The sequence below is a fragment of the Sphingobium sp. EP60837 genome (assembly GCF_001658005.1).
GTDB classification, from domain to species: domain Bacteria; phylum Pseudomonadota; class Alphaproteobacteria; order Sphingomonadales; family Sphingomonadaceae; genus Sphingobium; species Sphingobium tyrosinilyticum.
In genome coordinates, this window is sequence record NZ_CP015986.1 from 765127 (window position 1) to 780622 (window position 15496).

Sequence of the window (15496 nt, forward strand, 5' to 3'; positions counted from 1 at the left end):
ACGGCGCACCGGAATTAAAGCGGGCATCATGTGTCAGGTGCCAGCATCGCGCCTTGAACGCGGAGAGGATGGATTGGCGATGGCGCATGACCTGGTCATTCGTGGCGGCAAGATTGTTGATGGCAGCGGAACAACTATGTTCGACGGTGACGTCGCGATCGATGCAGGTGTTATAGTTGCCGTTGGCACAGTCCCCGGCTGTGGGCGTGAAGAGATCGATGCATCCGGATGTATCGTCACGCCTGGCTTCGTCGATATTCATACTCATTATGACGGCCAGGTCATGTGGGAAAACCGCCTGTCTCCTTCATCAGGACATGGCGTTACCACCGTCGTGATGGGGAATTGCGGTGTTGGTTTTGCTCCCTGCCGAGCCGACCACCGAGCCATGCTGGTTGAGGTGATGGAGGGGGTGGAAGACATTCCCGAAGTCGTGATGACCGAGGGCTTACCCTGGAACTGGGAGACTTTCCCCGATTATCTCAATGCGCTGGACGAACGTCAGGCAGATGTTGATTTTGCAGCGCAGGTCCCGCACTCGGCGATCCGGGTCTATGTCATGGGTAGCAGGGGCGCAGCGCGCGAGCCCGCAACTGCTGATGACCTCTCAGCGATGACGAACATCGTTCATGAGGCTGTTGAGGCGGGCGCGCTTGGCGTGACCACCTCCCAAAGCCATGGTCACAGGACTGTGGCAGGCGAATGGGCGCCGTCCATTGGCGCCGCAGCTGATGAATTGATTGCACTGGCTGAAGGGCTGGCCCGCGCCGAGGCCGGGGTGTTTCAAATCATCCCCAATTCTCATTATGGTTGTGACCCGCACGACGAGATGGCTCTTTTCCGCCGCATCGTGGAGACTTCGGGCCGGCCGCTGTCATTCAGTCTTTTGGAAAAAAAGTATAATCCCAGCTTGCCCCAAGTCATGCTCGAGCTGGTAGAAGAAGCCAATCGCGATGGTCTTCCCATTAAAGCGCAAGTCTTCCCGCGCCCAATTGGCATGCTGTTCGGGCTGGAACTGTCCTTCCATCCCTTCCGTTTTCATCCAAGCTTCCGGGAAATCGAGCATCTGCCTCTGGCTGATAAGGTGGCCCGGCTAGGGGACCCCCTATTCCGGACAAGGTTGCTGAGCGAGGAACCTGTCACGACCAACCCGCTGTATGAGACGCTGGCGCGCGATGTTGGTGATCTTTATCCGATGGGAGATCCACCAAATTATGAGCCTGATTCTGCCGCCCGCCTGGACTTGCGCGCCGCAGCAACTGGCCGCCAGGCTTCGGAACTGGCCCTTGACGCGCTCCTTGAGCGTGATGGGCGCGGCATTCTGATGATGCCCTCTTCCAATTATGTTCAAGGCGATCTTGAAAATGTGCGCCGCATGATCGCTGATCCGCATAGTCTGATCGCTTTGGGCGATGGGGGCGCTCATTACGGTCTTATCTGCGATTCCAGCTTCCCCACTTTCGTCCTAACGCATTGGACCCGTGATCGAAGGGAAGGCCGGTTCCCCCTAGAATGGGCTATCGCCGAACTTAGCCGTAAACCAGCGCTCGCGGTGGGCCTTCATGATCGCGGGCTGGTGAGGCCGGGCTACAAAGCAGATATTAACGTCATAGACATGGACGCACTGCGGCTACACGCCCCTGAAATCGCCTATGATCTACCCGCAGGCGGGCGGCGGCTGAAGCAGCGCGCTGATGGATTTGCGGCTACAATTGTGAGCGGAACGGTGACTTATCGCGACGGGGTGGCGACTTCCGCGCTGCCCGGCCGCCTCGTGCGCGGCGCTCGCCAGGAGCCGGCAATCGCTGCCCTGTAATCTTCATCATAAAGCCCAGGAGTACAGCGATGACTGCTCATCCCATGACGCCTGTAAAACCGCCGACTTATCTTACTGACATTTTCACCGAAGATGAGACCGCCCGTCTGTTTGGCGTTATGCGCAACAAGGGCCCTTGGCGGCTCATCGCAGGCATTTACTTCAAGTCGGTAGAGGAACTGCTTGCCGTCAGCGGCGGGAGCGGCGACAATGAGGAGGAACTTGATCTTTCAGACTTTCTCACGCCTGCATTTCGCGGCTTCTTCGGCAACAACGGAATAGTGTACGAAGAAACGGTTCACGACATATTCTACAGTAAAAAACTACTTGATCTCGTCAAGAGCATGCACGGCGCGCAATATGGCGCTCCCTACCTGTTCCAGTTCAACATGCAGGGTCCATCGCCGGGCTACGACAATGGCCATTTCGATGGCCGCAGCTGGCGCGGCATGGACCCGACGAACACCCCTGCCTGGCTGACGAGCATCATGGCGAAATCCGGGCTATTCGACGCTTGGGAAGTGAAGGCCGGACAGGTCATCACATATCATTATGATTCCGACATTGACGGTGGGTTCACCTATTGGCCGGACGGGCCAGACGCCCCGCCCAGCCGGTTTGCACCCCCATTTCGAAATTCAGGCATCCTCACCGATAACCAGCGCATGTTCCATCGTGGCGAAGCCAGTGGGCCGCGCGACCGGCGGGGCGTTCCCGAAGGGATGGCGCTGCACTCGCTCCTCGAACCCGATGGGGAGGAAGACTGGAAGGTCACTACCGACGGCGTGGTGGTCAATCGCTTCAAGGCGAACGAGATGCGTGCCCTGTTCCATTACAGCGCCCATGTGTTCACCGACATGGCTGATGTGAAACGCTATTATGATCACACGGATGACCTCGACCGTGATCGTGTCTTCGAGATGTTGATCGCAGATCTGAGGGGGCGTGGAGTAGTTTTTGAAGTGCCGACAGACCCGATCGCTGATCGCGCCTTCATCGCGACGCTCACGCGGACTTATGCGATGTCGCCTACCATTTTTCCTGAAGAGGCCCCCTTGGAGCGACGGCGTCGCGTCAGCGCTTAGCTAAAGAGGAAACTATAGACCAAAGTGCCAGGCATTCTCGGCGGCCTGCCCCATGGCAGAAACGCGATCCTCATTCGCGCTATCATGGAGGTCACCGAGCATCCGTTGTAGAGGCTCGAATACGACAAGGATCATGGCACAAGCGCTGGCGTCTGCTGCTTCATATGGAAGCCCAGCGTTGAGTCGCTTTAACGGCGACGTCCAGCCACCTGCCTGTCGGAGCAGTTCCGGCATTGTTTAGCAGAAAATCGATAGACCCAAGGGCTTGGCGACTTCGGTAACGGCATGGGCATGTTGTTGGCGGGCCTCATGTCGATGTTGGGCGGCGGCATGGGTAGCGGCGCGCCGGGGACCGGGATATTCGGAGCGCTTGGCAGCATCATCTCTGGCGAAAACGTGTTCAAGAGCATCTTGGGCAATGCCATGACCGGCCTTCAGGTTCTCGGCGGCGGCATGGGTGGCGGCATGGGCAAATTGTTCGGCGGCGGTGCCAACATCATGCGGGCATCCAACGGCATCATGGTCAACCAGACGCGCATTCGCGGGGGCCTTTTCCGGGCTCCCCGGCTTCGCCAATGGCGGCACGATTGGCGGCTTTCCTGGAGTGGACCGCAATGTCCTGTCCATCAATGGAATCCCCCGCGTGCGGGTGAGCGCAAACGAGCGCATCCGCGTGGAGCCTAACGGTGCGGGCGGCCCACGCGCGGCCCCCGCGATCGGCAACCTTCAGATGACGTTCCCGGGCGTCACGAACGCCAGAGAGGCGCGCGAGGCTGGCAGGCAAGCCGCCACCGGGCTGCAAAACAAACTCGCAGCCGCCAAGAAACAAGGATATTGAAATGCTGCTGATTCACCAAGGCATGGCCCAAACCGAACTGATCCGCACCCTGATCGCGGCGGGTGCGCAGACCATCCTCATTGGCCTGCCGCCAGAAATGGCAGCGGAGGCTTTGCAGGTGGCGGCCTCATCCATCCATGAGCGCGGCCATGATCTTGAATGGTGCGCCACACGGGCGGCGCATCTCGGGCGCGCTGCAGGTCCCAAGCAGGCCAATGATGGATAAGCGATCAGCAGGTGCAGGCAAGCGACATATTCGGATGCCAATCAGCATAAGCCGAAAAGCCTTCAGCGAGCTCCACCTACCGCCGCCAGAGCGAGCAGGCCCGCGATTACTCGTTCCTGCCACGCAAAGCGCAGCGCCGTGTATAGACGCTTGCCGTTTAGGTAGGCGTTGCCCTCGTCATCGAGCCCTATCAGGGACAGCCCGTTTGCCGAGATCATTCTAACATTCTCAGGCCAGTGACGCGGCCAAATGTTGGTCCGCCAGTGTTTGAGGTCGGCGACAACCTCAGCCTCGGACACTTCATGAATCACTAGAGCCGCCTGCTCTCCCGATTGCGTCACCATATAGATCCCCCGTCCGATGCGGCAGCCTATAGCGCGCGCTGTGCTTAAACGCATCCTCTCGGGTATTCCCGACGAACAATTGACTCTGCATCAGTGTGGCGAGACCCTGACCGCTAGGGAGAGCGCTATGAGGTGGCTGAGTCGCTTGTTAGGTGGTGGCACGAAAGAGCCTAAGCCGTCATTTCGAACCTATACCTTGGGCATCGTCGGCGAGAGCCACAAAAATCCCGATGGGTCCTTTCAACAGGCTGAGATTAAGCGCTGTCGGGAAGGCGAAGCGGTGCAGCTGATTGCAGAGCCGCACAATCCCTCTGACCCCCTGGCTGTTGCCGTTCTATCCCGGCGGGGGACCTGCATCGGCTATATCAGCCGGGAGCATAATGAGTGGATCAGCGAGAAGCTCGCCACTGATGGAATAGCATCAGCCTGCATTGACATGATTGTGGGCGGCGGACGCGACAAACCATCCCGGGCCGTACTGCTCGAACTGAAGATGCTCTGACCGAGAGGGGGGCTGCGCGAGGGCCGCCTGCATAACGCTGATGGCACGACTGAATGATCGGATCGCGGCAGCGTGGAACTGCCTGCCATTTCAGTAATTTAATCAAAAAGCCCCGCCTCACTCAAAGGAAGGCAGGGCAGTTTGGGTCGCAATGCAGGCTAACCTGCATAGAGATAAGCGCCTTCGCGGGCATTGGTTGCTGCAAACCAGTTTGCTGCGTCCCGATAGCAACTGGGGCTATACCTAAGTTAGACAGCAAAAGCCCCGCGCTGCTGTCGGAGCGCGCGGGGCTTCTCGCAAGGGGGGTGGCGAGAGGATCCTTTTACGCCTCCGCCGACGAGTCGCCCATTTACCAACGGGCATACTCCTGAAGAAACGCCCACAAAGGAGTGCTACCCACCACTCACCCTACCTTTTTCGACAACCTCTATCGGCAAAAATCGCGGGAGAGCCGCAGAAATTATGGGCTTTCTGGCTGAAAGGCAGATCCGGCAGGTTGTGGTGGAGGGTAAGTAGCCGCCAATCATAGCATGCTGATCAGCGCAAACTGATCCAACACTCTTCCTGCATACTTCACGCAGTCTTCCTAGGCAGCGGAAGCTAAGCGTTTACGGGCTTTTGAAGGGCGATCCGGCCGATCCCATGTGGGATCCATGTGCCATGGAGCCGCCGACGCTCATAAGAAAAATGGCGGAAATGCTGGGGAAAACGCGTCACAAGAATGGCACACGGCTTCGCGGCGACATCGCGTCCGATGCGCCACAAACCGTTGATACTTCAGGAGAAAAAATGGTGCACCCGACGGGATTCGAACCCATGGCCCTCAGATTAGGAATCTGATGCTCTATCCTGCTGAGCTACGGGTGCCCGGTGATGGCTCTATGCTGCGCGGCAGGCGTGGTCAATTCTTCGCTTCAGGGGGCACGACCGGAAACAGCAGCGGCGCGACCTCCACGCCTTCCGAAAGCAGCGCATGCGCTTCTTCGGGCGCCACTTCGCCATGGATGCTCGCTCGGTCCTTCTCGCCATAATGCATGGCGCGCGCCTGTTCGGCGAAGCCTCTGCCGACCCAGGTCGATTCTTCCAGCACCTTTGCCTGCGCCTGTGCGAGGGACTGCATGATCTCGCGCATCCGGGCCTCGTCTCCGGCGAGCGCGACCGGCGCGGTGGGCGCGGCGGCGGGAGGAGCCTCAACGGACCGCTGGTTGCCTTTGGCCCCGACGGCGGGAGCCATCACCGCCTTGGTGATATCCGGATCGCCGCAGATCGGACAGATCAACAAACCGCGCGCAGATTGGTCCTCATAGTCCGCACTTGAACCGAACCAGGCTTCGAACACATGCTCATGGGCACGGCATTTAAGGTCGAAAACAATCACGAAAGCGTCACGTCCACAGGAAGGATGCGCCGGTTGGCGATCGCGGGCACCCGCCCGCGCACCTCCTCTACGCGCGACAGATCAAGTTCCGCAAGGGCAAGGCCAGCCTCCACCCCCATGTCCACCACTATCTCACCCCAAGGATCGACGATCAGGCTATGGCCGTAGGTTTCGCGCCCATCGTCATGCCGCCCCGTCTGCGCCGCAGAGATGACGAAGCAGCCCGCCTCGATCGCGCGGGCGCGCAGAAGGATGTGCCAATGCGCCTGTCCGGTCGGCACGGTGAAAGCCGCTGGCATCAGCAGCACCGTCGCCCCTGCATTGGTGAGCGCGCGATACAAGTCAGGAAAACGCATGTCGTAGCAGACGGAAAGGCCCATCCTTGCCCAGGGCGTATCTACCGCCACCACCCGCTCGCCCGGGCCATAGACCGAGGATTCCCGCCAACTCTCGCCCGTGGCCAGATCGACATCGAACAGGTGGATCTTGTCGTAACGGGCGCGAATGGCTCCGTCCGCGTCGATCATGAAGCTACGATTCGCCCATCGCCCGTCGCTGCGCTCATCCTTCAGCGGCAGCGATCCCAGATGCACCCAAAGTCCATGCTTCGCCGCCGCCTCACGCACCTGCGCAAGGACGGGATCGTCCGCTTCACAACGAAGGGTGGCCGCCGCGCGAGAACGGTCACGGTCCAGATACCCTGCCATTTCGGGGGTGAAGAGCATGTTCGCTCCCTCAGCCGTAGCACGCCCGATCATTTCCGCAATCGCTGCGCCATTGGTGGCGGGATCGATTCCGCTCGTCATCTGGAAGATTGCGGCCCGCATCTTGCTCACAGGCCGAGCAACGGGTCCAGCTTGCCCTGGCGATCCAGCGCCGCCATGTCGTCGCTGCCGCCAATATGCCTGCCGTCGATGAAGATCTGCGGCACGGTCGTGCCGCCATTGGCGCGCTCCAGCATCTCGGTGCGCTGGGGCCCACCCATCGTTATGTCATATTCGTCGAACGCGACGCCCTTGCTCTCCAGAAGCGCCTTCGCCCGCGAGCAATAGCCGCACCATGCCTTTGTGTAGATTTCGACCTTCGCCATTACATACTCCTTGCGGGCTGAAATTGTGGCTGAGCCATGCTTTGTCAATCGATGCCTTCACCCCCCTCCGGCAAGGCCCGCGCCCAGCACATCAGGTGAACGCTGGAAGCGCCGCCCCGTTTCAGCACGCGCGCACGGGCGGCGGCCGTCGCGCCGCTGGTATGCACATCATCGATCAGCAGCACCGATCGTCCCTTCACCTGATGGCCGGGCGCCAGGGCGAAAGCGCCGCGCACCGCCTTTGCCCGCTGCCCCGCGTGCATGCCTCGTAGTGGCTGGGTCGCACGGGTGCGCAGCAACCCATGCTTATCCACTGCCAGTCCCGACGCTCGCCCCAGATGATCAGCGATCAACGCCGCCTGGTTGAAGCCTCGCCACCATAGCCGCCAGCGATGGAGCGGCACCGGCATGATCAGCGGCAGCGCTTCGAAGTCGGGCAGGCGTCTTGCCATATGCCGCGCGATCAGCCGGGCAAGTCCAATGCGCTTCCCATATTTCAGCCGCAGAGCGACCTTGCGCGCGACATCGCCATAGGCAAGCACGGCCCGCGCACTGTCAAAGGGCGGCGGATCGGCAAGACAGGGGCCGCATGCCGCATCCCGGCCGCGGTCGTGGTCGAACGGCACGCCGCAGCGCGCGCAGCAAGGCTCGCTCAGAAAACGCATCCCGCCCCAGCACGAAAGGCAGAAAGCGTCGTCCGCTTCAACAATCGCGCCGCAGCCGGGGCAGCGCCGCGGCAGGGCGTAATCCAGCACGGAGCGTAATGCGCCCTTGAGAATGGTGGCAAGCGGCATGATCTCCCTTGTTCCCGTTCCGCCCCGGATGCACAAGGCCCGCCATGACCCAGCCTGATATCTTCGATCGATCCCTGCGCGCCCTGCGACGGGACCGCATGATGGCCAGATTTGCGGATCACGACTTCCTCTATCGGGCCATGCTGGACGAAATGCTTGACCGGCTGGCCGATGTTCAGCGCGAATTGCCGGAAGCGCTCGTCATCGGATGCCCCGACGCGACCGCCCGCGCCGCGCTGGAGGCGATGGGCAAGCGCGTCGCCTGCGTCGATCCCGGCTTTGCAGCCGCCCGCTTGCAGGGGGGCGTGCAGGCGGAAGAGGATGCGCTGCCCTTTGCGGACGACAGTTTCGACCTGGTGCTTGCCTGCGGAACGCTCGATAGCGTCAATGACCTGCCGGGCTCGCTCATTCTGATGCGGCGGGTCCTGCGACCTGATGGCCTGATGCTCGCCGCCTTCACGGGCGCAGGCACTCTGCCCCGTTTACGCGCCGCGTTAATGGCGGGCGAAGGCGACCGGCCACACCAGCATATTCACCCGCAGGTCGATGTGCGCGCGGCCGGCGATTTGCTGAGCAGGGCTGGCTTCGCCATGCCGGTGGCGGACAGCGAGACGCTGACCGTACGCTATGGCGACATGCTGCGCCTGATGCATGATCTGCGCGGCATGGGGGCGGGCAATATGCTTGCTTCGCACCCCCCTGCCCTGCGGCGCAATACGCTGATCGGCGCGGCCCAACATTTCGCCGCGGCCGCCGATCCCGATGGACGAACGGCGGAGCAGATGGCGATCCTTTACCTGAGCGGCTGGAAACCGGACCCGAGCCAGGCAAAGCCGGCGCGCCGTGGCAGCGCGACCGTATCGCTGGCCGAGGCGCTCAAACGGAAGGATTAAGGCCGCTCGTCATTCCAGCGACCCGAGGGCAGCGAGGCCAAGGCCGGAAGTCGAAATCCCAGTTCCGCAGCGGTGACGAACGAAATCGCTTACAGGGCGCTCAAGCGGCCAGCCGCAGGAACGGCACCGGCTCCGTCGATCGCAGCACGATCGGATTGCCTTCAGACGCCTCGAACAGTTCGCCGTCCAGGATGACGCTACTATGATCGCCTTCGATCCGGATGATGTCGCCCTGCTCCAGATGGACGCCTTGCACCTGCGCCTTGCCGACCCGGCGCGTAATGCTGGCCCAGCCAAGGCGCAGCAGCGCGGGTAGGCTCTGATCAACCGCCATCAGCTTCATGTTGCCCCGGCGGCTGTCGCCTGCCTGCACGCCCAAGAGCAGCCGGTCGAGCGTCGTTACTATCAGCACCGCAAAGCGCCCGGCGAGTTGTCCTTCGCGGATGAGGCTGATGCGCACCGGATGGCTCGACTGCGGAAGGAAGCGGGCGCGGATTCCGAAGATCAGCGACACCAGCACCGCGATCACCGTCAGGAAATGGCTGAGCCCATTGGACAGGCCGAGCGGATAAATCTGGTTCCGGCAATAGAGCATGTAATCGGCTAGGCCAGCGCCGCCCAGAAACATGCCCAGCACCGGACGCGATTCCGCCCGCCCATCCGACAGCGCGATCAGTTCGCGCGCGACCACATGATCATCGACACCGGCCTTGGCGATCTCGACGATCCTTTCCAGCGCCTTGATCGGATCGCCATGAATGCCAAGGTCCAGCGCGATCAGGTTCGTCTTGCCATTGGGCAGCACCGCGATCGGCGGCACGCGCCCGGTGAAATGTTCGCCCTGATAGAGTTCCGTCAGCGCGGCCTGCACCGTGCCATCGCCGCCATTGATGACAATGACGACCGGATCGACGCGAGCGATGGTCTGCAGCGCCCGCCCGATCTGCTCGACATGCTCCACCTCATAATGGAAAATGTCGGGATTGCTGGCGCAATAGCTGCGCACGCGCGGAAGCGTCTGCCGGTTGCCCGTCGACTTGGGATTGGACAGGAGCGCGACGCGGACCATCGGATCAGGACATATATTGAAGTTTGATGGTGATATGGGTCACGCCCGGCCCGACCTTGACCGCAGCCTTGTCTATCGACGGCTTGCCCAGGTTGAAGATGCTGATCGCCGGATTGTTGGAAAATCCGCCACCATCGTGCGAAATGCTGGTCTTGCCGTTGCCGTCGCGATCATGCCGCACCGCGATTGCATAGCGGCCCGGTTCAGGCACCGGCATGCAGAAACGCATGCCGCCATTGCTCGGCCGCACGACAGTATCGATGCGGTTGAGCCAGGCGCCCTTCGCCAGCCAGGCGCTCTTGGTAGCGGGATAGGATTGAACGCGCACCTTGCCGGTCGCGGCGGCAAAGCCACGCACATCGACCAGCAGCGCGGGGCCCTTGACCGATGCGCCGCACCGATCCAGATCGTTGCCGATTTCCTGTCCATGGGCCAACGCCGGAACAGCGGCAAACAGCGCCCCTGCCGACAACAGACCCATCGCAACTTTGAACATGACCATCCAACTCCGTGAAGCTATAGCCGCCCGAGAAAATCGGACGGCGAGCCCCTGTTCGCCCCCGCGAACTTCATTTCCGTGATTCTGCTATGAGCGGGGTTTGCGGCCAAATCATGGTGATGGGACGACCACATAGAGAATGCTGACCGCCACCGACCGATATCTCGCCCGCCTGATTGCGCTACCGATGCTCGGCACGCTGGTCATTTCCGCGATGCTGCTGGTGCTCGACAAGATGCTGAGCCTGTTCGACTTCGTGGCGGCGGAGGGCGGTCCCGTCAGCGTCGTGTGGCGCATGCTCGCCAACATGATGCCGGAATATCTCTCGCTCGGCATTCCGATCGGGCTGATGCTGGGCATATTGCTGGCCTTCAGAAAACTCGCTCTGTCGTCCGAACTGGACGTGATGCGCGGGGTCGGCCTGTCCTACGGGCGGCTGCTGCGCGTCCCCTATATGTATGCCATCGCGCTGGCGCTGCTCAATTTCGGCATCGTCGGCTTCGTCCAGCCGCTGTCCCGCCATGCCTATGAAGCGCTCCGCTTTGAACTGCGATCAGGCGCTCTGGGCGCATCGATCAAGGTCGGAGAGTTCACCAGCCTCGGCAAACGCATGACGCTGCGGATCGAGCGTAGCCTGGATGAAGGCCGGAACCTTCAGGGCATCTTCGTGCGCGCCGTTGGCAAAAACGGTCAGACCGTGGCTGTGACGGCGGCGCAGGGCAGCTTCCTTGCCACCGACGATCCCGACACCATCATCTTCCGCCTGCGCGACGGAGTACTGGTGAATGACGCGCCTCAATATAAATCGCCGCGCATTCTGTCCTTCTCCAGCCATGACCTGCCGATTGACTTGCCGCAGATTGAGCGGTTCCGCGGCCGCAATGTCGATCGCGAAAAGACGATCCCGGAACTGGCGGTCATTGGCCATGATCCCTCCACGCCTGAAAAGCTGCGCAACGAGATTCGCGCCAATTTCCATTTCCGCATGGTCGAAGTGGCAATGATGCTGTTGCTGCCGCTGGCCGCGCTTGCCTTCGCCATCCCGCCCAAAAGATCGACCTCGGCGCTGGGCGTCTTCCTGTCGATCGTCTTCATCGTGACCTATCACAAGATTAACGAATATGGCCAAGGCGTCGGTTCGCTGGGCAAGGTCGATCCGATCATCGCACTATGGGCGCCGTTCCTGCTGACCGCCGCGTTGATCTTCTGGATGTATCATGTCGTCGCGCACCGCCCGGGCGGACAGCCGATCGGCGCGCTGGAATACGCCTTCGCCAAGCTCGGAAAGCAGGTCGCGAAACTGCTGCGCTTCGGCCGGAAGCGCAGCCTGGCGGCGCAAGGAGCAGCCTGACCCCATGCAGTTCGACTTCTTCCCCTCGCGCCAGATCAGCTGGTATATGGTGCGCCTGTTCCTGACGCGAACATTCGCGGTGCTGGCGTTGCTGGTGGTCGTGCTCCAGACGCTCGATCTGCTCGGCCAGTCCGGTGACATCCTTTCTTATCCAGGGAATGGCGACGCGCAGCTGTGGCATTATGTCGGGCTTCGCGTGCCGCAAATCGTCGCGCGCTTCCTGCCCTTCTCCGTTCTGCTCGGTACGCTGATCATGCTCGCCAGCCTCAACCAGAATAGCGAGATCATCTCGATGAAGGCGGCGGGTCTGTCCGCGCACCAGATATTGGCGCCCCTGATTGCGGCAGCGCTTGGCGTGGTGCTGGTGAGCTACGCCTTCAACGAACGGGTCGTCGCCCGCTCCACCGCAGCGCTCAGCGCCTGGCAGGCGGTAGATTATGGCCCCGTGCCACCCAACAGCGGCATCAAGGCCAATCCATGGGTGCGCGACGGCAACAATCTTGTCACCGCCGCAATCGTCGCGGGCCGGGGCACCGCCGTGCAGTTACGCAAGGTCGAGATATTCAATCGCGTCAACAACAGCCTGACGACAATCGTGCAGGCGCCCAAGGGCCATTATGATGCCGCCAATAAGAGCTGGCTGTTGGAAGATGCGCGCCAGTTCGATGTCGCCCGCGGGACCGAACGACGGGTTGGCACTGTCCGTTTCGGCCATGCAATCCGGCCCGACCAGTTCACGTTGGCCAAGGTCGATCCCGACGCCATGACATTCAGCGAGCTGCGCGCCGCCATCAGCGACCTGCGCGACGCGGGTCGTCCGACCGCCGAGCTGGAAGGAAGCCTTTGGCATAAATTGTCCGGGCCGCTCTCTGCGTTGCTGATGCCGATCCTGGGCTCGGTCGCCGCCTTTGGCTTGGCCCGGTCGGGTCAGCTGTTCGTCAGGGCGGTGCTGGGCATGGCGCTGGGCTTTGCCTATTTCGTCGCCGACAATTTCTCGCTCGCCATGGGCAATCTCGGCGCCTACCCGCCCATCCTCGCCGCCTGGGCGCCTTTCTTCCTGTTCCTGCTGGTGGGCGAGACGGTCTTGTTCCGGACGGAAGAATAGACCCTAATTTGCTCGTTACTCAGAAAGCGGGGGGTCGGAGGCCCGCAGCGTACGCCCTTCTAAGATTCCAGCCTGCGCTGGGATGATAGGAGCGGATCAGCGCCGCCCCATCGTACTCCGCGCGATCTTACCAACCAACGGCCACATGCCGGTATAATTCCCCCGGTGATAGGGCGACTCTTCACCCAAAGCGGTGACCAACCGGGCGTGCGCCTTGCCCAGCGCATGATAGGGCACGCTCGGCAAAAGATGGTGCAGCGCATGATAGCGAAGGCCAACGGGCGCCCATATCGCCGCCAGCGGCGAGGGCGGCGGCACATTCACCGAATCCAGATATTGCGCCGTCACGGTCATCGCCTCGCCCTCATTCTCCCAAAGATGGGCGACCAACGTGCGCAGCTGGTTGATGACGGTCATCCCCGAATGCACTGCCATATAAACCAGCAGAGGCTTCCACCCGAGCAGGAAAACGCTTCCGACCAGCATCAGCGCGAACAGGCAGGCTCCCGCCTCCTGCCACATCCATTGGCGGCGAAACGCACCTTCCGGCGCACGGCGGCGATAAGCGGGGTTGATCGACAGCGCGGAAAGCTCGGCCACGACCTTGCGCCGCAGCCCGGGCAGGATCAGGCTGATCGGCGTCAGTAAACCAAAGCGCAGGATCAATCCCACCGGCGCCAGCGCCGCGACCAGGATGAACAGCGGCAACGACCAAGGCTTCATCAGCGCCAACGGCAGATATTCCGGATCATTGGCGGTGCCATAGCGTGTCCGCGCGTGGTGCTGCGTATGCACATCCTCATACATGAAGGATGGGATCATCAGCGGAATCCCCACCATCAGGTTCCAGCCGAGCCGAAAACCGGGCAACGCATCCTTGCGGATATGGGTCAACTCATGGATGAAGCTCGCCGCACGATACAGCGCCAACATCGCGACCAGTCCGCTGACGATCGCGAGCGGCACAGTGTCGATTAGAATTGCACCGGCCAGCCCAGCATAACCGACCAGCGCCGACGCCAGCATGTCCGGCCAGTAGATTTTGGGATTTGCCACCGCATATTCGCGCGCCAGGTCCGCGGCGGCGCGCAGCATCGCCGTATCGTCGGGAATCGCGAAGCGCTTGGCGGCTGCGCCTGCAATGATGGGATCATGCACAGTCATGCGGCGCTCCTATACCGTAATTGCGCTGAAATCGTGGCAGCGGCATGACAGGTCCGCCTTGGTCGCGCCAGAGGGCGAGGTCCCGATTGACAATCGCGAAACAAGCGCCGAACTGCTGCGATCCATTACCGAAAGCTCTGCCGTGGCTCATTCCGATCTGGTAATCACCCCCGTCACCTCCAAGGCCGACCGCAAGGCGTTTGTCGAGTTGCCCTGGCGGCTTTACGCCAATGACCCCAATTGGGTGCCGCCGCTCAAGGATGAAGTGTACGGCCTCATCACCCCGGGCAAAAACCCCTTCTTCGGTCATGCAGAAGCGCAATATTTTCTCGCACGCCGGGGCGACCGGATCGTCGGCCGCATCTCGGCGCATATCGATCATCTGGCGCTCGCCCAGCCCGCAGGACAGGGCATGGGCCCAGGAACCGGCAATTTCGGCCTGTTCGAAGCGGAGGATGCGGATACTGGAAAGGCGCTGATCGGCGCGGCGGAAGCCTGGCTTCGCGCCAAGGGCATGACCCGCGTTCTCGGGCCCATCTCCCTTTCCATCTGGGAAGAACCCGGCCTGCTGATCGAAGGGCATGACCATCCACCCACGGTGATGATGGGCCATAACAGCCCCGCCTATCAGGCGATGGTCGAAGGGTCCGGCTATCAGCCGATCAAGCAACTCAAAACCTATGAGTTGGACATCACCAAGCCCTTCCCTCCGCTTATCCAGCGCATCATCTCCTCGGGTGAGAAGAGCGACCGCATCCGCGTGCGCAAGGTCGACAAGTCGAAATTCGATGCGGAGGCGGCGATCATCCTCCACATCCTCAACGACGCCTGGGGCAAAAATTGGGGGTTCGTGCCGATCACCGACGCGGAGATCGCCTTTATCGGCAAGAAGCTGAAACCGTTGGTGTTTGAAGACCTGATCATGATCGCTGAACTGGAAGGCGAACCGGTGGCGTTCATGATGACGCTGCCCGACCTCAACGAAGCGACCGGGCCGCTTAACGGATCGCTCTTCCCCTTCGGCTGGGCGAAGCTGCTCTGGTGGTTGCGCAGGCCGCAGGTCCGCACCATGCGCGTGCCGTTGATGGGCGTCGTGCAGCGCCTGCAATCGTCCCGCATGGCGAGCCAGCTCGCCTTCATGATGATCGAATATATCCGTCGCAGGGCGACCGCCAACTATGGCGCGACGCGCGGGGAAATCGGCTGGGTGCTCGACGACAATCAGGGCATGAACGCCATTGCCGACGCGATCGATAGCAAGGTGAACAAGGTCTATCAGATCTACGAGAAGGATCTTTAAGCCGATCCATAGCCACCGTCACCCCCGCCTACGCGGGGATGA

Annotated in this window: 17 protein-coding genes and 1 tRNA gene; 9 read left to right on the forward strand and 9 right to left on the reverse strand. The window is 61.4% G+C overall.

The window, feature by feature from the left end; translation table 11 throughout:
• The first annotated feature begins 79 nt into the window (after nt 1–79).
• From EP837_RS03610 to EP837_RS03625, 4 genes are all read left to right on the forward strand, one after another.
• Entirely contained in the window at nt 80–1816 is a 1737-nt protein-coding gene (locus tag EP837_RS03610) for an N-acyl-D-amino-acid deacylase family protein (protein ID WP_066528604.1), read from the forward strand.
• A gap of 29 nt (nt 1817–1845) precedes the next feature.
• Complete coding sequence (locus EP837_RS03615) at nt 1846–2901, forward strand: hypothetical protein (RefSeq protein WP_197486305.1); 1056 nt, start codon at nt 1846–1848, stop codon at nt 2899–2901.
• A 285-nt stretch (nt 2902–3186) separates the two neighbouring features.
• On the forward strand, nt 3187–3585 hold the full coding sequence (locus EP837_RS03620) for a hypothetical protein (protein ID WP_066524537.1): 399 nt from the start codon (nt 3187–3189) through the stop codon (nt 3583–3585).
• A 155-nt stretch (nt 3586–3740) separates the two neighbouring features.
• Nucleotides 3741–3965 carry a hypothetical protein gene (locus EP837_RS03625; protein WP_066524539.1) on the forward strand — a complete coding sequence of 75 codons (225 nt, stop codon included), beginning with the start codon at nt 3741–3743 and terminating at the stop codon, nt 3963–3965.
• A 62-nt stretch (nt 3966–4027) separates the two neighbouring features.
• Here the strand turns inward: EP837_RS03625 and EP837_RS03630 are convergent, their stop codons facing one another.
• A complete protein-coding gene (locus EP837_RS03630; protein ID WP_066524541.1) occupies nt 4028–4309 on the reverse strand; it encodes a hypothetical protein in 282 nt (93 codons plus the stop codon).
• 127 nt (nt 4310–4436) lie between these two features.
• Here EP837_RS03630 and EP837_RS03635 point away from each other — a divergent pair, with 127 nt between their 5' ends.
• Nucleotides 4437–4811 carry an HIRAN domain-containing protein gene (locus EP837_RS03635; protein WP_197486306.1) on the forward strand — a complete coding sequence of 125 codons (375 nt, stop codon included), beginning with the start codon at nt 4437–4439 and terminating at the stop codon, nt 4809–4811.
• A 790-nt stretch (nt 4812–5601) separates the two neighbouring features.
• Here the strand turns inward: EP837_RS03635 and EP837_RS03640 are convergent.
• The 5 genes from EP837_RS03640 to EP837_RS03660 form a co-directional block, all read right to left on the reverse strand.
• A tRNA-Arg gene (locus tag EP837_RS03640) sits at nt 5602–5678 on the reverse strand.
• A gap of 34 nt (nt 5679–5712) precedes the next feature.
• Nucleotides 5713–6189, reverse strand: coding sequence for a DUF1178 family protein (locus EP837_RS03645; protein WP_066524547.1), 477 nt, complete (start codon nt 6187–6189; stop codon nt 5713–5715).
• Nucleotides 6186–7016, reverse strand: a complete 831-nt coding sequence (locus EP837_RS03650) for a carbon-nitrogen hydrolase family protein (protein WP_066528609.1) — start codon at nt 7014–7016, stop codon at nt 6186–6188. The genes EP837_RS03645 and EP837_RS03650 overlap by 4 nt, the downstream gene beginning before the upstream one ends.
• Nucleotides 7017–7021: 5 nt before the next feature.
• Nucleotides 7022–7279 (reverse strand): glutaredoxin 3, encoded by a 258-nt coding sequence (gene grxC, locus EP837_RS03655; protein ID WP_066524549.1) that lies wholly within the window; start codon nt 7277–7279, stop codon nt 7022–7024.
• A gap of 44 nt (nt 7280–7323) precedes the next feature.
• Nucleotides 7324–8073, reverse strand: coding sequence for a ComF family protein (locus tag EP837_RS03660; protein ID WP_380802520.1), 750 nt, complete (start codon nt 8071–8073; stop codon nt 7324–7326).
• A gap of 44 nt (nt 8074–8117) precedes the next feature.
• Between EP837_RS03660 and EP837_RS03665 the strand changes: the two genes are divergently transcribed.
• The gene (locus tag EP837_RS03665) at nt 8118–8966 is read left to right on the forward strand and encodes a methyltransferase domain-containing protein (protein WP_066524550.1); all 849 of its coding nucleotides are present in this window, start codon (nt 8118–8120) and stop codon (nt 8964–8966) included.
• A 100-nt stretch (nt 8967–9066) separates the two neighbouring features.
• Here EP837_RS03665 and EP837_RS03670 read toward each other — a convergent pair whose 3' ends face one another.
• Entirely contained in the window at nt 9067–10035 is a 969-nt protein-coding gene (locus tag EP837_RS03670) for an acylglycerol kinase family protein (protein WP_066524551.1), read from the reverse strand.
• 4 nt (nt 10036–10039) lie between these two features.
• Entirely contained in the window at nt 10040–10537 is a 498-nt protein-coding gene (locus tag EP837_RS03675; protein ID WP_066524552.1) for a DUF2141 domain-containing protein, read from the reverse strand.
• 136 nt (nt 10538–10673) lie between these two features.
• On the opposite strand from EP837_RS03675, the gene lptF reads away from it, so the two are divergent.
• Nucleotides 10674–11885 (forward strand): LPS export ABC transporter permease LptF, encoded by a 1212-nt coding sequence (lptF, locus tag EP837_RS03680; RefSeq protein ID WP_066524554.1) that lies wholly within the window; start codon nt 10674–10676, stop codon nt 11883–11885.
• A 4-nt stretch (nt 11886–11889) separates the two neighbouring features.
• Nucleotides 11890–12990: an LPS export ABC transporter permease LptG gene (gene lptG / locus EP837_RS03685; RefSeq protein WP_066524556.1), complete on the forward strand. Its 1101-nt coding sequence runs from the start codon at nt 11890–11892 to the stop codon at nt 12988–12990.
• 96 nt (nt 12991–13086) lie between these two features.
• On the opposite strand, the gene EP837_RS03690 is transcribed toward lptG, so the two are convergent.
• Nucleotides 13087–14154 (reverse strand): fatty acid desaturase family protein, encoded by a 1068-nt coding sequence (locus tag EP837_RS03690; RefSeq protein ID WP_066524558.1) that lies wholly within the window; start codon nt 14152–14154, stop codon nt 13087–13089.
• A gap of 142 nt (nt 14155–14296) precedes the next feature.
• Between EP837_RS03690 and EP837_RS03695 the strand changes: the two genes are divergently transcribed.
• Nucleotides 14297–15454, forward strand: a complete 1158-nt coding sequence (locus EP837_RS03695) for a hypothetical protein (protein ID WP_066528613.1) — start codon at nt 14297–14299, stop codon at nt 15452–15454.
• Nucleotides 15455–15496 lie beyond the last annotated feature (42 nt).